Genomic DNA, 23,920 nt, shown 5'->3' on the forward strand with positions numbered 1-23,920 from the left:
AAATTGATGGCTACAAGCGCTAACAGGCTTGAAATTCTGCAAATTGCAGATGCTGTTGCACGTGAAAAATCAATTGACCGTGAAATTGTCATTTCTGCGATGGCTGATGCTATTCAGAAAGCGGCACGTTCTCGTTATGGTCAAGAAACCAATATCCGTGCTGAAATCAATTCCAAAACAGGTGAAATTAAATTACAACGCCTGCTAAAAATTGTTGATGTCGTTGAAGATTACACAAGTGAAATCACTTTGTCTGATGCACTTAAACGTCAAACGGATGCAAAAATTGGTGATTTTTTTGCCGATCTTTTACCTCCTATGGATTTTGGTCGTATCGCCGCGCAATCTGCTAAACAGGTTATTGTGCAAAAAGTACGCGATGCAGAGCGTGACCAACAATATGAAGAATTTAAAAATAAAATTGGTGAGATTATTTCTGGTACAGTAAAACGTGTGGAATATGGCAATGTTATCGTTGATCTAGGGCGTGGCGAAGCTATCGTGCGTCGTGATGAGTTAATTCCACGTGAATCTTTCCGTTATGGGGATCGTATTCGTGCCTTTGTCAATGATGTGCACCGTGAAACACGCGGTCCACAAATTTTTCTTTCACGCACACATCCTCAATTTATGGTAAAACTTTTTACTATGGAAGTACCAGAAATCTATGATGGTATTATCGAAATTAAATCCGTTGCCCGTGATCCTGGTTCACGTGCTAAAATTGCTGTTGTCTCACGTGATGGTTCCATCGATCCTGTTGGAGCGTGTGTGGGAATGCGAGGAAGCCGCGTACAGGCTGTGGTTGCAGAATTACAAGGCGAAAAAATTGACATCATTCCTTGGTCTCCTGATGCGGCAACGTTTATCGTTAATGCACTACAACCTGCTGAAGTTTCCAAAGTTGTGCTTGATGAAGATGCCGAACGTATTGAAGTCATTGTGCCTGATGACCAACTTAGCCTTGCGATTGGACGGCGAGGACAAAATGTTCGTCTTGCTTCACAATTAACGGGGTGGAATATTGATATTTTAACGGAAAAAGAAGAATCTGAAAATCGCCAAAAAGAATTTACCGAACGCAGTAAACTGTTTATGGAATCCTTGGATGTTGACGAAATGATCGGACAGGTTATGGCATCAGAAGGTTTTTCTTCTATTGAGGAAATCGCCTATATTGATCTCGAAGAAATCGCTTCCATTGATGGTTTTGATCGTGAAACTGCAGCCGAAATCCAAAGTCGTGCACGCGAATATATTGAAAATAAAGAAAAAGAGCTTGATGAAAAGCGTAAAGAACTTGGTGTTTCTGACGAATTGCTAAAACTGCCTGGAATAACAAGTGCTATGTTGGTTGCTGTTGGCGAAGACGGTGTAAAAACAATAGAAGACTTTGCTGGCTACGCAGTCGATGATTTGGCTGGTTGGAGAGAACGTAAAGAAGGACAGACACAAAATTTTTCTGGTATCCTGACCCCATTTGATATTACACGTGCTGATGCAGAAGCTATGGTTTTGTCAGCACGCGTGAAAGCAGGCTGGATAAATGAAGCAGATCTTGTTAAAGAAGCTCCTGTAGAAAGTGAAAATTCTGTGAAAGATGAAAAAACAGACAATTGAGAGCGTGGATAAACTTTAAATGAATGAACGAACCTGCATTGTGACCAGAAAGAATGCTTCAGCAAAAACGCTGATCCGTTTTGTTGTTGGTCCCAATAACCAAATTGTCCCCGATCTTAAAGCGCATTTGCCAGGACGGGGGGTTTGGATTTTTGCTCGTCATTCTACCATTGAAGCCGCAATCAAGAAAAAAGCTTTTCATAAGAGTTTTAAAAGAGATGTTGAAGTAGTACCAAATCTTGCGCATATTGTTGATACACTTTTGCTAAAATCTGCTCTTGCAAACCTTTCTCTGGCACGGAAAGCAGGTGCTGTTGTTATGGGAGCAACAAAAGTTGATGCCGCTATCCGCTCTGGTCAAGTTATTCTCGTACTTCATGCTAAAGAAACAACAGAAGATGGAAAACGGAAAATTGCGCAAGCTATCCATACAATACAACAACAAACAAATCAAAATATCAAAACCATATCTTTATTTACAAGTGATGAAATGCGCGTAGCTTTTGGTGCTAATCCTGTCATGCATGCAGCCTTATTAGACACTAAAGCTGCTGAAGGATTTCTTAAAACAATACATAAATTACTCGCCTATCGTGATGAAAAACACAGCAAGCCTGGTGAAATAACGGCTCAAGCCGTGAAGGAAGTACAATGAGTGAAAATAACAACGACAAAATAACAGGCAAAAAGACACTAACCTTAAAGCGGTCAGTCCTAGAAACAAGTACGGTTAAACAAAATTTTAGCCATGGTCGCACAAAAGCTGTAGTTGTTGAAACCAAACGGCGCAAAATTATGCGACCTGATGAAAAAGCTGAAGTACAACAGCCTATTACAAAACCACATGTGGCTTCTCAACGTTCTAAACCACGATTTGAAGAAGAGAAGCCTAGTAAACCAGTCGCTAAAAGCAATCTCTCATCCGCTGAAATGGAAGCGAGACTTCGTGCGTTAGAAGAAGCACATATCCAAGAAAAAATAGCGCGTGAACGAGCTGAAGAAGAAGCAAAACGTGCAAGAGAGAGTGAAGAAAGTTTGCAGCAATCAATTCAAGAAACAGAAATACATCAAGAAGAAGAAAGTCCACCGGTACAAACGCCCGCTCTTAATCCTGTTCACGCTCCCATAGAACCGATAGATATTCCTATCACACCTAAAAATACAACTGTCATTGAAAAACGTAAAGCCGATGACAATAAAGAAGATGATCGACATAGCCGACGTGCTAACCTTGCTAAATCAGAAGTACGTGCACCAAAAGTGGTAAAAGGTGCTGATGAGCGACGCCGTGGAAAACTAACCCTTAATAGTGCTTTGGACGAAGAAGGTAATGCACGTGGACGCTCGATGGCTGCAATGCGCCGCCGACAAGAGAAATTTAAACGTGCACAAAACCAAGAACCAAGAGAAAAAATTTCCCGCGAAGTTGTGCTTCCTGAAACCATTACAATTCAAGAACTTGCACAACGTATGGCTGAACGCTCCGTTGATGTTATTAAATTTCTGATGAAACAGGGACAAATGATGAAACCCGGCGATATTATTGATGCTGATGTTGCTGAACTCATCGCTGTTGAATTTGGTCATACTGTTAAACGTGTTTTAGAATCTGACGTGGAAGAAGGCATCTTTAATATCGCTGATAATCCTCAGAAAATGCGTCCTCGTCCTCCAGTTGTGACAATTATGGGCCATGTCGACCATGGAAAAACTTCTCTACTTGATGCTATTCGAAAAGCGAATGTTGTTTCTGGCGAAGCAGGCGGCATTACACAGCATATTGGTGCTTATCAAGTGGAACAAAATGGTCAAAAAATCACTTTCATTGATACGCCTGGACATGCTGCCTTTACAGCCATGCGTGCGCGTGGTGCGCGTGTTACTGATATTGCCGTTCTGGTTGTCGCGGCTGATGACAGCGTCATGCCGCAAACAATTGAATCAATTAATCATGCCAAAGCTGCTGGTGTACCCATTATTGTTGCTATCAATAAAATTGATAAACCCGCTGCTAATGCTCAAAAAGTGCGTACAGAACTTTTACAACATGAAGTATTTGTTGAAACTATGGGCGGAGAGACTTTGGAAGTCGAGGTGTCTGCTAAAACTGGACAGAATCTTGATAAACTTCTTGAGGCTATTCTTCTGCAAGCAGAGATTCTTGATCTAAAAGCAGATCCCCAACGAACCGCAGAAGGCGTTGTCATTGAAGCAAAACTGGATCGGGGACGTGGATCTGTTGCTACAGTTCTTGTTCAGAAAGGCACATTGCACCCTTCTGATATTATTGTTGCTGGCAATGAATGGGGGCGTGTACGCGCTTTGATTGACGACCATGGTCGTCATGTCAAAGAAGCCGTTCCTTCTACACCCATTGAAATTTTAGGTATGCAAGGAACACCGCAAGCTGGTGATCGTTTTGCGGTTGTCAGTCATGAAGCAAAAGCACGTGAAATTGCTGAATACCGTCAGCGATTAGCGCGTGATAAAGCTGTTGCTAGACAAACCGGTTCTCGTGGTTCTCTTGAACAGATGATGACAAAATTACAAACCACTGGTATTAAAGAGTTTCCTCTGATTATTAAAGGAGACGTACAAGGATCAATTGAAGCAATTGCTTCAGCATTGGAAAAATTAGGAAATGAAGAAGTGCGAGCACGCATTGTACATTCTGGTGCTGGGGGTATTACTGAAAGTGATATTTCTCTTGCTGAAGCTTCTCATTCCGCTGTAATTGGCTTTAATGTTCGCGCCAATAAACAAGCACGTGATTGTGCAAAAACACAAGGAATTGAAATTCGCTATTATAATATCATCTATGATCTTGTTGATGATATAAAAGCTGCCATGTCAGGATTGCTTTCACCAGAACAGCGTGAAACTTTCCTTGGTAACGCCGAAATTTTAGAAGTCTTTAACATTACAAAAATCGGAAAAGTTGCAGGTTGTCGTGTCACAGAAGGTAAAATAGAACGAGGTGCTGGTGTGCGGCTTATCCGCGATAATATTGTCATTCATGAAGGAAAGCTTAAAACACTCAAACGTTTCAAAGATGAAGTCAATGAAGTACAAAGTGGCCAAGAATGTGGGATAGCATTCGAAAACTATGAAGATATACGTGCAGGAGACAGTATTGAAACCTTCCGCATTGAACATATTAATCGTACATTATAAAATAACCCAATGACTTTTCTTTATCTTGAAATGAGAAAAACTATTGGTTTTTTGTATAGCACCTCTATCCTTTCTTAATTTTTTTAAGATAATCAAAAAAAGAGGTGTTGTGATAAGGATCAAACTTTAATGAAACATGCAGGGCCATCACAACGGCAACTTAGAGTAGGTGAACAAGTGCGCCACGCAGTAGCGCATATACTGCAGCGTGGCATTTTACTTGAGGATCTTCTCAAAAATATGGTAATTTCTGTCTCTGAAGTACGCATGTCGGCAGATTTAAAAATTGCTACCTGCTTTATTTCTCCTCTTAGCACTCTTAAAAACGCAACGCATATTGATGTCGTTGATATTCTCAATACACATAGCCGTTTTATCCGTAGAGAAATTAGTCATGTATTGCGGCAGATGAAATATATGCCTGAACTACGTTTTCGGCTTGATAGTAGTTTTGATAATTTTTCAAAAATTGATGCTCTTCTTCGCTCCCCTGAGGTAGCGCGTGATCTCCACCATAATGATGAAGTTGAGGATTAAAAATATGGTGCGGCAACGTAAAAAAAAAGGTCGTTCCATTTCTGGCTGGTTTATATTTGATAAACCAAAAGGAATGAGATCAACAGAAGCTGTCTCACAAATAAAATCATTCTTTCATGCGCAAAAAGCAGGACATGCGGGTACACTTGATCCTCTTGCTTCTGGTCTCTTGCCAATTGCGTTGGGTGAAGCAACTAAAACCGTTCCCTACGTGATGCAAGGTACAAAAACTTACCGTTTTCAAATTGCTTGGGGGGAAGAGAGATCAACAGATGATCTAGAGGGTGAAATTACAAAAACATCTCTCAAACGTCCAACACAAGAAGAAATACGTGCCCTTCTCCCTCAATATACAGGTGTCATTTTGCAAACACCTCCACAATTTTCGGCAATTAAAATTTCTGGTAATCGTGCCTATGATCTAGCCCGTGACGGTGAGACTGTGGAAATTCCACCACGCCAAGTCGAAATAGAAACTTTTAAATTAATAGAGACTCCTACCAACGAGCGTTCTATCTTTGAAGTAACCTGCGGAAAAGGAACCTATGTACGTTCCTTAGCGCGCGATATGGGACGTGATCTTGGTTGTTATGGACATATTGCTGATTTAAGACGTATCGCAGTGGCACCTTTTTGTGAAAATGATCTTATCACATGGGATACGCTAAAAGCGGCAGGACTCGATAAAAACATAACAGATGAAAATGATACTCCTCGCAAAAGAGATTTTTCAATACTGGATGCACTTTTAATTGAAACAGGTTCTGCACTGGATTGTCTGTCTCATTACACCCTTAATGAAACCCAAGCACGGCAAGTTATGAGGGGGGTCCCAGTACCTATCTACAATCACAATACATCTCTTGATGAAGATGAGGTTTGTGTTTTTTACAAAGAGCAACTTCTTGCTATAGGCATTCTTGACAAAATTCTCTTCAAACCAAAGCGAATTTTTACAATTTAATTCATTCTTTTTCACAATAAGATTTTGAAAAAACATTTTTTCTAAATAAAAAGAAAATAGCTCCTTGTATTGTCTTATACTCAGCCTTTTACAATAGTTTGTATTTAATGCTTAAAATCTGTGATCTGTTCAAAAGTCTCATCCTTACTTGCCTGATACAAAGACAAAAAACCAACTTCGTTGTTGTAAATTGTCTCTTTCAACTATTCTTGGATATACGCGTATATATTCCCTATGTTAAGAGATTTTTATGGAATAAAAAACAGGCTTTAGCTTAAACAAATTGCACTATTCACGACCTCTAATTCTTTGTTTAGAAGAAATTTATTCTCAACTGACTAGCAGTATAAAGTGTTCATTTAACCTCTAAAATTGCTGCTTTTTTGTTCATACTCATCACTTATTCATAAAATGGTATTGCGCATATTGAATAGATTACAAAAAATTGTTTTTGTTCTCTTACCATCAAGGTAATTGATCAGCAGAAGACTTTAAAATCATTTCATTGGCTTGTGGTATTGTTTGTCGTTCAATCATGCGATGGACTCTTATACCATTAGGTGCACGATTTAAATGACGCAGAAGTTTATTCACCTCTGCATCTGCTTTTATGCGACGATAATTATGGCGTAAATAGTCTACCCATGTTGGCATATGATATGCTTCTGTCCAATACTCAGGTCTTTCAAGATCGCGTAAGAGAACCCATTGGCGAGCGCCATCACGTAAACGAATATGGCGACGACGGGTCATAACTTGAAGAAACTCTTCGAGATCATTTTCATGAATTTGATAATCAATCATTATCATGATTGGACCACTTTGTGCTTTTAAGTCAAGTAAAAGCTCTGGTTCTCTAAAATGATCAAGTGGATCTAAATCTATCTGGGGAATTTCCTGAATTCTAAACTTTACTCCTGCAAGGGCTCCACAAACCAAGAAGAGAGAACAAATACTCAAAGCAATTGTTGGGGAATAACCATCAGCCAAAGCCCCCCAAATTGCACTTCCAACAGCCATCCCTCCATAGGAAGACGTTTGATAAAGTGCTAAAGCACGTGCAACAACCCAGCGTGGTGTAGAAAGCTGTACCGATGTATTAAACAGCGATAATGCCAAAACCCAAGATAAACCAGCAGGAAATAAGGCAATATGGCTTATAATCAATGAACGACTTATTGCTAAAACGAAGCAAGAAAAGGCAAAACCCATAAATGCACTTGCAATAATTGTCTCTAAACGAAAATAATTTCGCACAGATGAATTAATAATACCTGCTGTCATGGCTCCCAAACCAAAACAACCAAGTAATGTACCATAAAGAAGTGCGCTTCCTCCAAGAATTTTATGCACAACAATTGGCAAAAGTGCCAAAATCGAGATCGCCCCAATACCAAAAAGGAAAGCCCTGACCATAATACTGAGAAGATTAGGTGACATCGCAACATAACGTAAACCATCTGAGACAGCGCCTAAAAATCTTTCCCGTGGTAAGACATTGTTTTTATAGTTTGGTTTCCAGAAAAACAAAGCACCAATTAAAGGAATGTAACTTATCACGTTGAACAAAAAAGCGGCGGCGGCCCCTAACATTGCAATAATTGCACCACCAATAGCAGGACCTACACTACGCATCAAATTAAAGCCAACACTGTTCAAACTCACAGCAGCAGGAATATTTTCCCTGCTCACGATATCTCCTATTGTCGCCTGCCAAGAAGGATTATAAAAGGCTGTTCCACAGCCAATCAAGAACGTGAAACATAATAAAAGTGAAGGTGTTAGAAAGCCCATATAAGTTAAAATAGCCAAACTCATTGATACAACCATCATCATAATTTGCGCATACAGCATAATTTGACGACGATTAAAATTATCAGCTAATGCCCCTGCCATCAGCGAAAACATCACAAGTGGTAATGTTGTAGCACTTTGAACAAGCCCAACCATGGAATGCGAAGAACTAATCAACGCCATTAACCACCCTGCTCCTACAGCCTGTATAAGCCCCCCTAAATTAGAAATGAGCGTGGACAACCATAAATTTCGAAATACCGAATTACGAAAAAGTTTGAATGTTGAAACGCTCTGCATCTTTTGCCTCCAAGTCGGTATTTATCGCTTTTGTTATCATACATACACTCTGTAAAGCAGTCATCTTTGTATCAAAAGGATGCATAATTCTTTAAAAACTTCTCATACAACCCTGTTAAAATTAATATTTCAAAACAAAACCCCTCATTTAAGGAAAATCTTCAATGCTTTTAAGGGCTAGCATTTTAACCTCCTTTCCTATATAAGTGTCAAGGTAAGTGAGAGTCTTCAACTCTTCTTATTTCTTCATAGACCCTTGCTGAACGACATCTCGGCTATGGGTGACGTTTGTTTCTTTATTTTTTGAAAGGATGATACGATGTCGATTACAACTGAACGTAAACAAGCTCTTATTGCAGAATATGCAAATAAGGTTGGTGATACAGGATCTCCAGAAGTACAGGTTGCTGTACTGTCTGAACGTATTGCCAATTTAACGAACCATTTTAAATCACACAAAAAGGATAACCATTCTCGTCGTGGTCTTTTAAAGATGGTGTCTCAACGCCGTCGCCTTCTTGATTACCTTAAAGGAGTTGACCAAAATCGTTATCAAACACTTATCAAGAAATTAGGTTTGCGTCGCTAAAAGAAAAATGGGTGGATAATATTTCTACAAAATTCACCCATTTTTAGCTTGCTGCTTTTAGTTAAAACTGATGAGTAACTATCATGAGGCAGGATTACTGGTTGCTTCGCGTTTAAATTGCGATTTGTTTCTTTCTTTTCGCGAAAAAACAGAAGTATCTTGGTGTCCTGTCTATGGCTTTAAAATCTGCTACGCAAAACAAGAATGTAACCAATCAAAGATGTGAACACTGGTTATTAAGGATAAAAAATGTTCAAAACACACAAGATAGAAATTGAATGGGCTGGTCGGCCACTCACCATTGAAACAGGGAAAATAGCGCGTCAAGCTGATGGTGCAGTGATTGCTACCTACGGTGAAACCATCGTCTTAGCAACTGTTGTATCAGCAAAAAGTCCAAAACCAGATCAAGATTTTTTTCCACTCACTGTTAATTATCAAGAAAAGTCTTATGCTGTTGGTAGAATACCTGGTGGTTATTTAAAACGTGAAAGCCGACCAACAGAAAATGAAACTTTAATTTCACGTTTGATTGATCGTCCCATTCGTCCCCTCTTCGCTAACGGTTATAAAAACGATACACAAGTTATTGCTTCTGTTATACAACATGATCTTGAAAATAATCCTGATATCCTTGCCATGATTGCATCTTCTGCTGCTTTAACTCTATCAGGTGTTCCTTTCATGGGGCCCATTGCTGGTGCACGTGTTGGCTATTGTAATGGACAATATGTTCTCAATCCTCATATAGATGAAATGCCCGAATCAAAACTTGACCTTGTTGTTGCTGGAACGGAAAGTGCTGTATTGATGGTTGAGTCAGAAGCACAAGAATTACCAGAAGACATCATGTTGGGTGCTGTTATGTTTGGGCACAAAGGTTTGCAACCTGTTATTGATGCTATCATAAAGCTTGCTGAAGTCGCCGCAAAAGATCCACGTGATTTCATTCCCGAAGATCTCTCTGATCTCGAAAAAAACATGATAGAAATGGCCGAGCAAGATATACGAAAGGCGTATACAATTACTGATAAACAGGAGCGTTATGCTGCCATTGATGCACTAAAAACAGAAGTCATCAATAAATTCATGCCAGAAACAGAAGAAGACTGTAAATTTAGTGCAGATCAAATTGCTACCGTTTTCAAACAATTGCAAGCGAAGATTGTACGCTGGAACATTCTTGATACGGGAAAACGTATTGATGGACGTGATCTTTCAACAGTACGTCCCATCCAATCAGAAGTCGGTCTTTTACCACGAACCCATGGGTCTGCACTTTTTACCCGCGGAGAAACACAAGCAATGGTTGTTTCTACACTTGGAACCGGTGAAGATGAACAATATGTTGACTCCTTAACAGGTATGTATAAGGAAACATTTCTTCTTCATTACAATTTCCCGCCCTTTTCAGTAGGAGAAACAGGACGTCTTGGTTCTCCTGGTCGCCGTGAAATTGGACATGGTAAATTGGCGTGGCGTGCAATTCATCCCATGTTGCCAACAAAGGAATCTTTTCCTTATACTATTCGCGCCGTCTCAGAAATTACTGAATCCAATGGATCGTCTTCTATGGCAACTGTTTGCGGAACTTCACTTTCCCTTATGGATGCCGGTGTTCCTCTTGCACGCCCAGTTGCGGGTATTGCTATGGGTTTGATTAAAGAGGGTGAACGCTTTGCTGTGCTCTCTGATATCTTAGGAGATGAAGATCATCTTGGAGATATGGATTTTAAAGTAGCAGGAACAGAAAATGGTATTACTGCCTTGCAAATGGATATAAAAATTGATGGTATTACCGAAGAAATTATGAAAATCGCACTTGAACAAGCTAAAGGCGGACGAATCCATATCCTTCATGAAATGGGCAAAGCTTTAACCAGTGCACGTGCTGAACTTAGTGAATTCTCTCCACGCATTGAAGTGATGAATATTGCTGTGGATAAAATTCGCGATGTAATCGGCTCTGGCGGTAAGGTTATCCGAGAAATTGTTGAACAAACTGGAGCAAAAATCAATATTGAAGATGATGGAACAATTAAAATTGCTTCTGCTGATGCTAAAACCATTGAAGCAGCAAAACGTTGGATTCATTCTATCGTTGATGAACCTGAGATTGGTGCGATCTACCAAGGAACCGTTGTAAAAACAGCCGATTTCGGTGCATTTGTGAATTTCTTTGGCTCACGCGATGGGCTCGTTCATATTTCTCAGCTTGCATCAGAACGCGTCACAAAAACAACAGATATTGTTAAAGAAGGTGATAAAGTTTGGGTGAAATTGATGGGCTTTGATGAACGTGGTAAAGTGCGCTTATCAATGAAAATCGTTGATCAACAAACTGGTGAAGAAATTGCAGCAGAGCGACCAATAATAGAAGAACAAGAAAAATGTACCGATGAAAAAAATAAATCTGAGAACAAACGCCGTCGTAAGAAAAAAGAAGAGTGATTTTTTCGTCTTGTTATAAAATGCCATTCTCATATAAGGATGGCATTTTTTTCTGAAAGACCTACATGTGTTAGTGTTTTTGCCTTTTGAAAACTGTTACCTTCCTCTTCCCAGTTCAAACCAATTATGGTTGAGTTTTGGTTTAACAAAAATTCCTGCTCCAGAATGGATGAAAAACTTAAAGGTTATTACACCTTGGCGACAAGATTTTTTAAAATTTGTCAATGCTCAGTTTGATTGTACTCCTCAAATAAATAAAACTTTTACCTATGATGGTGCACTTTTGTGTTTGAGCAAATATCGTGGTTTTAACCAAAATTGTTTTCTTGATTTATTAGAATGTGTGAAACCTAGTGGATGGATTGTTATTGGTGGAAATAAAACTGCTGGTGCTGCTTCAATGATGAAATGGATTAAAACATTTATTCCCATTACCGATAAATTATCTAAAAATCACGGACTCGTATTCTGGCTTCAAGTTCCACAACAAATAGATAGACAGAAAATGACGCAATTGCGTTCACCACCACTCATTTTTGAAAATAAATTTCAGACCACTTCTGGCATGTTCTCGCATGGGCGTATTGATCCTGGATCTGCTGTGCTTGCCTCACATATGCATAAAGTTACTGGGAAAACTGCCGATTTTGGTGCTGGCTGGGGTTTTCTTTCTCATGCTGCACTTGAAAAAAGCAAAAAACTGACAATGCTCGATCTTTATGAGACCGATTACAATGCTCTGCAAGCAGCTAAACAGCATATCGAACATATAACAGCTTCTTGCCCGATTCATTTTTATTGGCATGATCTTGTGCATGAGCCAATCACAGGCCTCTATGATACAATCATTTCAAATCCACCGTTTCACACACAACAAACCACAGATGTCTCATTAGGACAACATTTTATTATAAATGCTGCAAAACACCTAAAGCCAGGTGGAAATCTGCTTCTTGTTGCTAACCGCCACCTGCCTTATGAAACATTGCTAAAAAACATCTTTCATACGGTAATCATAGATGAAAAAGCTCATGGTTTCAAAGTTATCGAAGCACGTCGATAAATACAAAGAAATGATAACTTTAAAGAATGAAACGTGAAAGATCTATATCAGCAGCAAGCTCTCCTATCGATTTTCTGACATAAGCAGCGTCAATCTTAAACGATGTTCCAGCTTTATCAGGTGCTGTAAAAGAAATCTCATCTAAAACACGCTCCATAACTGTTTGCAAACGACGTGCTCCTATATTTTCAATTCTTGCATTTAAATCTACAGCAATATCCGCTAAAGCATCAATTGCATCATCAGTGATTTCTAAATGAACTTCTTCGGTTGCCATTAAAGCAATATATTGCTTGATGAGACTGGCTTCAGGTTCGGTAAGAATACGTCGCAAATCCTCTCGTGTTAGAGCATTCAATTCCACGCGAATAGGTAAACGTCCTTGAAGTTCTGGCAACAAATCGGATGGCTTGGAAACATGAAATGCACCTGAGGCAATAAAAAGAATATGATCTGTTTTGACTTGACCATATTTTGTGGCAATCGTTGTTCCTTCAACCAAAGGCAAAAGGTCCCGTTGAACACCCTCACGCGAAACAGCTGCACTTGCCCCACCATCCCGAGTTGCAATTTTATCAATCTCATCGATAAAAACAATCCCGTCATTTTCAGTAACACGGAGTGCTTCTTGAATAATTTGATCTTGATCAAGGAGTTTTTCAGATTCATCATCAATAAGAGGCTTAAAAGCATCTTTTACTGTTGTTTTACGCACCTTTGTACGACTTCCCATTTTGCCAAAAATATCTGACAAATTCATAATTCCCATTTGCGCACCAGGCATACCAGGAATTTCAAAGGTCGAAGCACTATTACTGTTATTATCGGCTACTTCAATTTCAATCTCTTTCTCATCCAATTCACCTTCGCGCAATTTTTTGCGGAAACTATCACGGGTAGCGGGGCTTGCTGTCTTGCCAACGAGAGCATCTAAAACGCGCTCTTCAGCATTCATGTGAGCCTTTACTTTCACTTCATCTCGTTTTTTTTCACGCACTAGAGAAATGGCAATCTCAACAAGATCACGAATGATCTGCTCAACATCACGTCCTACATAACCAACTTCAGTAAATTTCGTCGCTTCTACTTTAACAAAAGGAGCTCCAGCAAGCTTTGCTAATCGACGCGCTATACCTGTCTTACCAACACCTGTTGGTCCTATCATCAAAATATTTTTCGGCATAACCTCTTCACGCATTGGACCATCAAGCTGCTGTCTACGCCAGCGATTGCGCAGTGCAATAGCAACAGAACGTTTGGCATCATTTTGGCCAATAATAAAACGATCAAGTTCAGAAACAGTCTCACGAGGGGAAAATACAACACACATTCAAATAGCTTTCTCTAATGAAGATAATTCTGCATCCAATGTTTCAATTGTAAAATGATCATTGGTGTAAACACAAATTTTAGCGGCAATATGCATAGCTTTACGAGCAATCGTTTCGGCATCTAAATCCATATCCATAAGTGCTCGAGCAGCTGAAAGAGCAAAATTGCCTCCAGAACCAATTGCCATAACTCCGTCTTCCGGTTCTAAGACATCACCAAGCCCCGTTAATGCTAAAGTTATTTTCTTATCAGCCACAAGCATCATTGCTTCAAGACGACGCAAATAGCGATCTGTTCGCCAATCTTTTGCAAGTTCTACACAGGCTCGCATGAGCTGATCAGGATATTGCTCTAGTTTCGTTTCCAATCTTTCCAGCAGAGTGAAAGCATCTGCTGTCGCACCTGCAAAACCAGCTATAACCATTCCACCCTTCCCAAGGCGACGAACTTTGCGTGCTTTGCCTTTCATAATCGTCTGCCCAAGTGAAACCTGACCATCACCGGCCATCACGACTTTGTCACCTTTTCGTACAGTAATAATCGTTGTACCATACATTATGTCTGGCTTATGTTCTGCCATAAGGAAACTCCTTAATATTGATCTTTTTTCTTAATATTGATTTCTTTCCACCAAATGTAAAATCCAATCATTATTGTCTCTATTTAAGAACATATATTGCAAAACACAATGATTTAGCACAATTCAATTTATTAAAATAAAAAAAATGAATGCATTGTTATCGATGCAAATTGTTGTTAAATAGCTCTTTTAAACAGTTTGCGTCTTCTAAGGGAAAAATTATGAAAAAAATAGCAATAGGAACATTGGGAGGAACAATCGCAATGGCTGCTGATAATTTGGGCCAAATGCAACCAACATTAACCTCAGATGTCCTCATCAAAAGTGTTCCAGATTTAAATAAAGTAGCGAATATTTACGCACAAACACTTACACAATTACCCAGTGGCTCTTTATCTTTTAAAATTCTTTTTGAAATCATAGAATGGGCAAAACAGCAAATAAAGGCTGGCGCAGAAGGTATTGTTTTAACCCAAGGGACTGATACACTAGAAGAGACAGCGTTTTTTCTTTCCCTTTATTGGGATAAAGCAGAACCACTCATTATCACTGGTGCTATGCGTATACCCCATGAAGCAGGTGCTGATGGGCCGGCGAATGTTTTAGCAGCAACGCGTGTTGCAGCTCATCCACAAAGCCGTAACAGAGGTGTCCTCGTTGTCATTAATGATACCATTCACTCTTCTTATTGGATCCAAAAGAGCCATACCGTAAAAATTGAAACATTTCAATCAGGTCTAACCGGTATTTTAGGCGCTATTTTGGAAGGAAAATTGATTTATTTTAATGATCGGAATTTTTTCCCTAAAACATTTAATCTACCCCAAAATCACGATCATAAAGTTGCACTTCTTCACTCCTCTTTATCCTCTGATACACATTTAATGAAATTCTGTCTTGAAAGTGGATATTATGCTGGACTTGTCATTGCTGGCTTTGGATCAGGACACTGCAGTTTTGAAGAAGCCGACATCGTGCGACAATATACACAAAAAATGCCTATCATTATTGCTAGCCGTACCTGTACTGGCTCAACAACTCGTACAACTTATGGCTATAAAGGTTCAGAAGTCGATTTGATTGCTTCAGGCGTCCTCATGTCTGGTTATTTATCAGCCATAAAAGCACGTTTACTTTTATGGGCTTTTTTAGCGCAAGGGTACTCATTGGCACAAATCAAAGCACACTGGAATGACTGGACTATAAGCTAACAAAAGATTATTTATTTTAAAGAAGAGAACATGCAAAATAAAATTCATTTGAAGACAAAACGGCCTGCTTATTTAGCCTTAAGCAACTACTGTGACAAAAAAGAGCTCGACTGATACAAATGATTGATACGATTCTCTCAAAAACTGATCAAGAAGATAACTTGGTCAAATCGATTTCTGATCGATACTCACCCTATCGCGTCTTTACTGCACAAGAGTGGTCAGGATTTCGTGCAGATACACCGCTTACTTTGACCTTTGATGAAATTAAACGTTTACGTTCAATTGATGATCCTATTGATCTTGAAGAGGTACAACGCATTTACCTTGCCTTATCGCGTCTGTTGTCGTGCCATGTTGAAGCAGTACAGGAACTTTTTTATAAACGTCAACAATTTTTACATCAAGAAGGAACGAGGAAGACTCCTTTTATCATTGGGATTGCTGGCTCTGTTGCGGTAGGAAAATCAACCACTGCTCGTATTCTTCAGGAGCTTTTGAAACGTTGGACTTCTAGCCTAAAAGTTGATTTGATTACAACGGATGGTTTTCTCTATTCTAATGCTGTTTTACAGCAAAAAAATCGCATTCATCGTAAAGGATTTCCCGATTCCTATGATATTAAGAAATTGCTGAATTTTCTTTCTGCTATAAAGGCTGGCATTGGTAATGTTAGCGCCCCACTTTATTCGCATATGATCTATGATGTCTTGGAAAACGAAACTATTATCATTGACCGTCCTGATATCTTAATTATTGAAGGAATTAATGTTCTGCAAGTGAGTGATCTTCCTAAAGATGGCAAAATCATTCCTTTTGTTTCGGACTTTTTTGATTTTTCAATCTATGTCGATGCTGAAACAGAAGTCATTCGACACTGGTATTTGGAACGTTTTAAACGTTTGCGTAAAACAGCTTTTCAAAATCCTGAATCCTATTTTCATCGTTATGCACTCCTACATGAAGAAGAAGCCTTAAAAATCGCTGAAAATATTTGGCAAACGATTAATTTAAAAAATTTGCACGAAAATATATTGCCAACACGACCACGGTCTAATCTTATTCTACGTAAAGGAAAAAATCATTTGGTTGAATATGTCGCGCTTCGACGACTATGAGGTTTTCATTATGATGCATTTACAACACATTTCTTTTAGCAAAAAACGTATCAATAATAGTTGTCCCATCTTCTTGGTAAGTTTTGATAGCCTTGTTGATTTATCGCTTGATGAAGCAACAAAAGCATGGATGAAAGTTAATAATTTCACTGGAAAAGCAGGACAAATACTTTTCATTCCTCATGAAACAGGACATTTAAAGCAAGTTTTCTTTGGGCTTGGCAATGGTGATGAACCTTTTATCACAGGTCTCCTTGCTAAAAATCTTCCTGCTGGACATTGGCATTTAGAAGGAACAGCCTCCCATGAAATAAAGAGCTATCTTGGATTGGCATTTGGAAGTTATCAATTTAATCGCTATCGCCAGAACTCTTCCTCTAAATCATTGTCTATCTATGTCAACGATAGGATTGATTTTGATGAACTTCAACGAATTTGTGAAACTGTCTTTTTTGTCCGTGATCTCATCAATATTCCAGCTAATGATATGAGTCCTGATAGACTCGAGACAGAAGCATGCCAATTAGGAAAAACTTATAGTGCCGATGTACAAAGTATTTGTGGAGATGAACTTTTAACACATAATTTTCCCATGATTCATGCCGTAGGACGCGCCAGCAATACTGCACCACGACTAATCGATCTACGCTGGGGTCAAGAAAACCACCCTAAAATAACGTTGGTGGGTAAAGGCGTAACCTTTGATACTGGAGGACTCGATATTAAATCAGCCAATAACATGTTACTCATGAAGAAAGACATGGGGGGTGGAGCACATGTTTTAGGATTGGCTAAACTTATTATGGATGCCAAATTACCCTTTCGTCTACGTGTGTTGATTCCAGCTGTTGAAAATGCAATTTCTGCTCATGCTTACCGACCAGGCGATATTCTCAAAAGTCGTAAAGGTTTAACTGTTGAAATCGGCAACACAGATGCTGAAGGACGACTTGTCCTTGCCGATGCACTTTCTTATGGTGATGAAGAAAGTCCACAATTCATGCTTTGTATGGCAACTTTAACAGGAGCTGCACGTATAGCATTAGGTCCAGATTTGCCTGCATTTTATTGTAATGATAAAATATGGGCACAACAAATTTCTCAATCTGCTCACTCTGTTTGTGATCCTCTTTGGCAAATGCCTCTTTGGAAGCCTTACTTGGAAATGTTATCTTCGCCAATCGCTGACCTTAATAATATAACTGGAAATAACTTTGCTGGCTCTATAGTCGCTGCTTTATTTCTTAATTCTTTTGTCGAAAGAGCCCAACATTTTGCGCATTTTGATCTTTATGGGTGGGTTCCAAAAGAAAAACCAGGCTACCCTGTTGGTGGATCCGCACAAGTTATTCGTGCTCTTTATAATCTCTTTAAAAACTAAAAATTGACACAAAATTTCCATAAAGGTGGATAATTTTGAAGCTTTAGGAAGTGATTGCTTATCGTCTTTAATGATGCATGTGTTTTATTTAAGGATGGAAACTCTGCCTATACAGTTATCATAAATCTATTTAAAGGCACAAATGAAAGGGAAAATAATGGTCTCTAAAGATCCAAGATTACATGCATTTAGAGAAGATCTAGCAGACAAACGTCTTGAAACAGAAGTTACAGCGCAACGCTTTGTGCAAGGTGAAAAAAAACGCGTTAATGTACCTGTCGCTGGACTGTTTAAAGAAAACTGTAAAAAAAGTGAAATGCAAACCGAATGCTTACTTGGAGAAGAACTGCTAATCTTTGAACAAGGTGAAGCTATGTCGTGGGGACAATCCCTTAAAGATGGTTATGTTGGCTATATTGATACAACAGCACTTTGCACATCAACTGTAGAACAAACACATATCGTTTCAGTACCACGTACTTTTCAATATTTCCAAGCTGATTTGCGTGGGCCAATGGAGTATCCCTTATCTATGGGAAGTAAGGTAAGTGTTGTTGGCGAAGTTGAAGTCCGTCATACCATGTATTCTATACTTGAAAACGGGAAAGCAATCATTAGCAATCATCTTAGCCCCATTGGTCCTGTGTATAAAGATTATGTCGCAGTTGCTGAAATGTTAATCCGCACACCTTACCTTTGGGGTGGTGTTAGTGGTTTTGGACTTGATTGCTCAGGGCTAATCCAGCTTTCCATGATCATGACCGGTCAAATGGTTTTACGCGATACTGACATGCAGCAAAAAACGATAGGCCATCACCTCTCAGACAGTGATAAACTTCAACGAGGTGATTTGGTCTTTTGGAAAGGACATGCTGCCATTATGGTTGATCATGAAAATGTTATTCATGCAAATGGCTTTTCTATGGATGTTACGATTGAGCCACTGGAAGAATTAATTATGCGTATTGCTAAAACATATCAAAAATATCCCGTAGAAAAACGCCGTCCAATACTAGAAACATAAGTGGTGCTTTTATATATCAGCATAACTACTGTATTTTTTCGTAGGTTCATTTAAGAATCTTAAAAATAATAATACCGATAAAGAAAAGTTATTCATTTATACTGGGTGGAAAGCGCTCTCATGAATTTGTTAATATTGGGAAAATTGATAGTTCAATTTTTCTTGAAATTTATGTTAAGTGGGAGCTCTTTATGAGTATTCATAAATTTTTGTATCTCATGGCAATTTGTCAACCAACTTAGTGAATAACTTTCATTAAAGTTTGTGTTATAGGCAATATATTAATACTTAAATATCAATGCGCATTACGCAGCTTTAAGAAAAAAATTGTCAGTAATAGCGTAACAATTAACATATTCATTTTAGTAAGAGATTTATGCATAAAAATGAGAAGTATTATTAGGATTGGTTATTTTTGTTTTATTTAAATTCATCGTTTTTAAAATATCAGACGTAATATATTTTAAATAATGAATATTACACTGTACATTCTATTTTTGTTGTTTGGATTTTTTAGTAAAAGCTAAGATATTTGTAATAAATACTCTCATATATTGTGTGGCTCTTTTGCATACGATTTAAACCTTTTTACTTACTTATCATCTCACTTCTCAGCACATCTTTATGGATGTATAATGCAAAATCTACTGAGCATCGCCATCTGTGTCTTTGTAAGTCATAAACAAGTCTTTCATAGTTGGCACATCTTCAATATTGTACTTGTTCTTTAAAAAATTCATTCGTCATATATTTATTCATTCTAAAACTGCTTTTTATATTACAACCCAACTCTTTTATAGACATGATTGAGATTTTTTTCTTAAACAGAAGAAGAAATTACTTTGGAAACAATCCGTTATATTTATAAATCAATTTTCTGTTATATATGCAAATGCTAATTTATAAGAATAATTTATCGTTATATATATTGAATTGATCTCCTCAATATCGTCATACCCACACTTTAAACTCTCTTATATTGTATCAAGAAAAATTATTTGCTTGCACATTACAAGCGGGATTGGTGTGTCAATAAGAACTATTTAAGAAAAGAATGAACACGCCTCTTATGAATTCTCTTGATATAAAAGCTAGTTGCAATGTTTTAAACTGATGCACAGAATGATAGTACCAGCTTGCAACTTCATAAGCATATAGATGATAATATCTCAAGACTTTACCATTATAATATTCATTAAACACTATCGTAAAATAGATTTTGAAGTGTTGAGAAATATTTTTTACAAAGACGTAAATGCGTAACACTCTAGCCCTCTGTCTTACATAAGAGGCATACCTCCATTAAAGAACGTGATAAACAAAAGTGTGAGGTGTTGCCCATTCTCTATTATTTTAAAATATTGCTGCGGATGTTTTTGAATGTCTCAACGCCGAATTTAAAAGAAATGGTAAGGCTACGACACACTGATGATGAAGAAATGGATTGTACAAAAAGAACAAACTTCCCTCTTTAAAACACTCTTCTCTAATATTAAGAACCCTGCAAAAAAGATAGTCTTTATTTGTAAAGAACATTGTCTTTTAAAAAATTTATTAAAGAAGAAACTTTTTCAAAAACTGAACCAATGGTTTATCAGCATCAGGCATAGGATATTTATCAAGATCACCAATAAAAACCCATTTTAAATTTTGCCCTTCTCGCCCTCTAGCAACACCTTCATAATGGTAACAAAGGTACAAGGGCATTAAGAGATGAAATGTCTCATAGCTATGGCTTGCAAATGTTAAGGGACGTAAATTATCTGCCTGAACATGAACACCTAGCTCTTCTTCTAACTCGCGAATCAATGATTCTTCTGGCGCTTCACCCTGCTCAACTTTTCCTCCAGGAAACTCCCATAAACCAGCTAGTGATTTTCCTTGAGGACGTTCTGTAAGCAAAACACGATTATCTTGATCTAATAATGCACATGCAACAACAAGAAGAAGTGAATTTTTTATATGCATACCACTCTCCAAAAGGGCTAAAGATAACCATCTCTTCTGTATTACCCCCTACTCCAAAATGAAAGAGCTAAAATACCTGTCCTCTCGCAAAATATACAGATATCTGGCGTTAACTTTATGATATATCTGTTAACTTCTATAATCGCCATTAATCATAACGTATTCTTTCGTTAAATCGCAAGACCAAACTGTCGCTTTACCAGTGCCCAAACCGATATCAACACGAATTGTAATGTGTTTACCTTGCATATAAGCCGCTATTTTCTCTTCACAATATTCAGGATCTCGTTCGCCATTGATCGCCAAACGATGTTTACCAAACCAAATTGTTAATAGATCGCGGTCGACCTCAACACCTGCTTTGCCAACTGCCATAACCACACGTCCCCAATTAGCATCTTCACCAGCAATAGCTGTTTTTACAAGAGGAGAATTTGCAATTGATAAAGCAATAGTCTTGGCAGCATTATCTGTTGTAGCACCAATCACATTTACTTCAATTAAATGACGCGCACCTTCTCCATCACAAACAACTTGTAAGGCAAGATCATGCAAAAGCGCATTCAAATTCTTCGAGAACACCTCATAACGCGGATCAGTTCTCTGTGTAAGGGGAGGAAAACTTTCTTTTCCTGTCGCAAACATCATGAGTGTATCTGATGTTGAGGTATCGCTATCGACAGTAATCGAATTGAAAGAGTCCTGAACCGCTTCTGATAACATCGATTGAAGTATATCCGAAGAAATTCCAGCATCACTTACAACAAAAGAGAGCATTGTTGCCATATCTGGTGCAATCATACCAGCACCTTTTGCAATTCCATTAATGGTAACAGTTTCTCCTCCACAATCAAAACTGCGTGTAGCAAGTTTTGGAAATGTATCCGTCGTCATAATAGCTTTTGCTGCCTCTAACCAATTCCCTTCTTCTGCCGTTTTCACCAGATTGGGCAAAAGACTTACAATAACCGATGCATCCATTGGCTCACCAATAACACCTGTAGAAGCTATAAAAATCTCATTCTCTCTCACCTTCAAAGCAGTTGCTGCTGCACACATAATTTCATTGGTCGTATGTCTGCCTTTGCGTCCTGTAAAAGCATTCGCATTCCCAGAATTAACAACAACTCCCCTTGCAACCCCATGAGGAAGCGATGCACGACAATGCTCTACAGGAGCAGACGGACATTTTGAGCGCGTAAAAACACCAGCTACACTTGCCGGCTTATTAAATATAATGAAAAGAAGATCTGTACGATCTTTATATTTAATCCCAGCTTCAGCTGTTGCTATCCGCACACCAGATAATGGCGGAAGCTCTGATATGTTTTGCGGAGATAAAGGAGATATTTTCAAAACTACACTATGCTTTCCATAAAAAGAGATAAAATGATTATAGATAAATAAGCTCTCACAAATAACTGCTAAGCTTTTTAAGCAACACTAATCACTCCAATCATCCAGCAAAAATACTCTCTACCTCTTCTTCCTTATTATTCCGTATCTTCTTCATCAGCTGTTTCATCCGGAAGCGGTGCTCCATTCTGATTAATTGATTGCATGAGTTTGATAACATTCGGGTCAGGATATTTCACATCTATTTTGCTGCGCAGATCAACAATCAATTTTTGATAACGCTCTCTAATCAACTGTGTACGCAACATCTCTTTAACATCATCAAATGCAGGAGGTTGTTTCAAACGACGATCTTCTACCTTAATAACATGCCAACCAAAAGGACTTTCAACGGGACTTTTCGTGTATTGGCCAACTTTTAAACCAAACGCAGCATCTTCGAAAGGTTTGACCATTTGACCATGGCTAAAATAGCCAAGATCCCCTCCAACAGCAGCAGAACCGTCTGTTGAAGCCTTTTTTGCAATCTCTTCAAAATTTTCCCCTTTGTTTAAGCGCTTAATGATAGCTTCTGCTTCTTTTTTCGTTTTGACCAAAATATGACGCGCTTTTACCTCATCCTCTTTGGGCAAAGCAGCAACCTCCTTTTTGTAAAGAGTTTCCAAATCGGTATCAGAAATCTGGTCAACAATTGTCTGTTTAAAATAAATCTGCTGGAGAACATTATCACGCATAACCGCCATACGTTTATCATAAGCTTCAGTCTTATCAATGCCCTTGCTCCTTGCTTCTTTTGCAAGAGCCTGCATATCTAGGTAAGCTTTTAAAACCATTATACGGCGTTGCTCATCAGGAAAACGCACTAAATTAGGATTTATTTCAAGCGCTAAATCGTCTAGTTGCCCTGCAGTAATATCCTTCCCATCAATAACCGCCATAACATGAGAAGAAGAAACTGCCTTTTCAGAAGCTTTCTCCAAAGCCTTTAAATCACTTGATGATGAATTCAAACTTTCTTGGGCTATCACCCCTAAACTCGTATTCGTTAATACAACTGATGCCAAAAACAGCGTGATAAAGTTGAATTTCATAAATATACTCCTTAAAAATGAAGGCAGGTTCAAGATTCTCTTTTTCTTTGACCTTAACATTTTAATCTCTAAACAAAGATAAATAAATCAGTAATTTTATTTTTAAAATATAAACTTGTCCTTTTTATCTTTATTTGTATCACCCTATCTAATATCCATAAAAAACATGACGATATAGAAAATGACGTATTATATCCTAAATTACTTTGTATTGTCTCAGCTAAAAAGAGCTCCTAAAGTTGACACGGTGCACTTAGCCTCTTATCTCTATTCTACAATCAGAGTGAAAAATTGCATACCCAAAAGTATAATGGTACTACTTGCATCCAGTTATTAAATACTTTTAGGGTTGTAGAATATGGGGATA

At 38.3% G+C, this 23,920-nt stretch carries 18 protein-coding genes; 12 read left to right on the forward strand and 6 right to left on the reverse strand.

All coding sequences use genetic code 11. The features are described from left to right. Positions 1-6: 6 nt before the first annotated feature. The 5 genes from nusA to truB all read left to right on the forward strand — a co-directional run bounded on the left by nusA (position 7) and on the right by truB (position 6,295). Complete coding sequence (gene nusA, locus ABD917_RS05000) at positions 7-1,620, forward strand: transcription termination factor NusA (RefSeq protein ID WP_345119002.1); 1,614 nt, start codon at positions 7-9, stop codon at positions 1,618-1,620. 19 nt (positions 1,621-1,639) lie between these two features. After that, positions 1,640-2,275 carry an RNA-binding protein gene (locus tag ABD917_RS05005; RefSeq protein WP_345119003.1) on the forward strand — a complete coding sequence of 212 codons (636 nt, stop codon included), beginning with the start codon at positions 1,640-1,642 and terminating at the stop codon, positions 2,273-2,275. Next, complete coding sequence (gene infB, locus ABD917_RS05010; protein ID WP_345119004.1) at positions 2,272-4,794, forward strand: translation initiation factor IF-2; 2,523 nt, start codon at positions 2,272-2,274, stop codon at positions 4,792-4,794. The genes ABD917_RS05005 and infB overlap by 4 nt, the downstream gene beginning before the upstream one ends. Before the next feature lie 129 nt (positions 4,795-4,923). Beyond that, positions 4,924-5,331 carry a 30S ribosome-binding factor RbfA gene (rbfA, locus tag ABD917_RS05015; protein WP_345119005.1) on the forward strand — a complete coding sequence of 136 codons (408 nt, stop codon included), beginning with the start codon at positions 4,924-4,926 and terminating at the stop codon, positions 5,329-5,331. Positions 5,332-5,335: 4 nt separating this feature from the next. After that, positions 5,336-6,295: a tRNA pseudouridine(55) synthase TruB gene (gene truB, locus ABD917_RS05020; protein ID WP_345119006.1), complete on the forward strand. Its 960-nt coding sequence runs from the start codon at positions 5,336-5,338 to the stop codon at positions 6,293-6,295. Between the two features lie 465 nt (positions 6,296-6,760). On the opposite strand, the gene ABD917_RS05025 is transcribed toward truB, so the two are convergent. Next, the gene (locus ABD917_RS05025) at positions 6,761-8,389 is read right to left on the reverse strand and encodes an MFS transporter (RefSeq protein WP_345119007.1); all 1,629 of its coding nucleotides are present in this window, start codon (positions 8,387-8,389) and stop codon (positions 6,761-6,763) included. A gap of 319 nt (positions 8,390-8,708) precedes the next feature. On the opposite strand from ABD917_RS05025, the gene rpsO reads away from it, so the two are divergent. From rpsO to ABD917_RS05040, 3 genes are all read left to right on the forward strand, one after another. After that, on the forward strand, positions 8,709-8,978 hold the full coding sequence (rpsO, locus tag ABD917_RS05030; RefSeq protein ID WP_345119008.1) for a 30S ribosomal protein S15: 270 nt from the start codon (positions 8,709-8,711) through the stop codon (positions 8,976-8,978). A 249-nt stretch (positions 8,979-9,227) separates the two neighbouring features. After that, the gene (pnp, locus tag ABD917_RS05035) at positions 9,228-11,429 is read left to right on the forward strand and encodes a polyribonucleotide nucleotidyltransferase (RefSeq protein WP_345119009.1); all 2,202 of its coding nucleotides are present in this window, start codon (positions 9,228-9,230) and stop codon (positions 11,427-11,429) included. A 67-nt stretch (positions 11,430-11,496) separates the two neighbouring features. Next, positions 11,497-12,492 carry a class I SAM-dependent methyltransferase gene (locus ABD917_RS05040; protein ID WP_345119010.1) on the forward strand — a complete coding sequence of 332 codons (996 nt, stop codon included), beginning with the start codon at positions 11,497-11,499 and terminating at the stop codon, positions 12,490-12,492. A 19-nt stretch (positions 12,493-12,511) separates the two neighbouring features. Here ABD917_RS05040 and hslU read toward each other — a convergent pair whose 3' ends face one another. Continuing rightward, a complete protein-coding gene (gene hslU / locus ABD917_RS05045; protein WP_345119011.1) occupies positions 12,512-13,822 on the reverse strand; it encodes an ATP-dependent protease ATPase subunit HslU in 1,311 nt (436 codons plus the stop codon). Further along, positions 13,823-14,404 carry an ATP-dependent protease subunit HslV gene (hslV, locus tag ABD917_RS05050; protein WP_345119012.1) on the reverse strand — a complete coding sequence of 194 codons (582 nt, stop codon included), beginning with the start codon at positions 14,402-14,404 and terminating at the stop codon, positions 13,823-13,825. It lies immediately after the preceding gene. A 221-nt stretch (positions 14,405-14,625) separates the two neighbouring features. Here hslV and ABD917_RS05055 point away from each other — a divergent pair, with 221 nt between their 5' ends. The 4 genes from ABD917_RS05055 (at position 14,626) to ABD917_RS05070 (ending at position 19,138) form a co-directional block, all read left to right on the forward strand. Continuing rightward, the gene (locus ABD917_RS05055) at positions 14,626-15,615 is read left to right on the forward strand and encodes an asparaginase (RefSeq protein WP_345119013.1); all 990 of its coding nucleotides are present in this window, start codon (positions 14,626-14,628) and stop codon (positions 15,613-15,615) included. Between the two features lie 173 nt (positions 15,616-15,788). Then, positions 15,789-16,733 (forward strand): type I pantothenate kinase, encoded by a 945-nt coding sequence (gene coaA, locus ABD917_RS05060; protein ID WP_345119069.1) that lies wholly within the window; start codon positions 15,789-15,791, stop codon positions 16,731-16,733. 13 nt (positions 16,734-16,746) lie between these two features. Further along, positions 16,747-18,114, forward strand: coding sequence for a leucyl aminopeptidase family protein (locus tag ABD917_RS05065; RefSeq protein ID WP_345119070.1), 1,368 nt, complete (start codon positions 16,747-16,749; stop codon positions 18,112-18,114). Positions 18,115-18,271: 157 nt separating this feature from the next. After that, a complete protein-coding gene (locus ABD917_RS05070) occupies positions 18,272-19,138 on the forward strand; it encodes a C40 family peptidase (RefSeq protein WP_345119014.1) in 867 nt (288 codons plus the stop codon). Positions 19,139-20,692: 1,554 nt separating this feature from the next. Here the strand turns inward: ABD917_RS05070 and ABD917_RS05075 are convergent. From ABD917_RS05075 to ABD917_RS05085, 3 genes are all read right to left on the reverse strand, one after another. Continuing rightward, positions 20,693-21,106 carry a (deoxy)nucleoside triphosphate pyrophosphohydrolase gene (locus ABD917_RS05075; RefSeq protein WP_345119015.1) on the reverse strand — a complete coding sequence of 138 codons (414 nt, stop codon included), beginning with the start codon at positions 21,104-21,106 and terminating at the stop codon, positions 20,693-20,695. Positions 21,107-21,235: 129 nt separating this feature from the next. Next, positions 21,236-22,462 (reverse strand): bifunctional glutamate N-acetyltransferase/amino-acid acetyltransferase ArgJ, encoded by a 1,227-nt coding sequence (argJ, locus tag ABD917_RS05080; protein WP_345119016.1) that lies wholly within the window; start codon positions 22,460-22,462, stop codon positions 21,236-21,238. 137 nt (positions 22,463-22,599) lie between these two features. Further along, the gene (locus ABD917_RS05085; protein WP_345119017.1) at positions 22,600-23,553 is read right to left on the reverse strand and encodes a peptidylprolyl isomerase; all 954 of its coding nucleotides are present in this window, start codon (positions 23,551-23,553) and stop codon (positions 22,600-22,602) included. Between the last annotated feature and the right edge of the window lie 367 nt (positions 23,554-23,920).

The organism is Bartonella pachyuromydis (assembly GCF_039543065.1).
GTDB lineage: Bacteria > Pseudomonadota > Alphaproteobacteria > Rhizobiales > Rhizobiaceae > Bartonella > Bartonella pachyuromydis.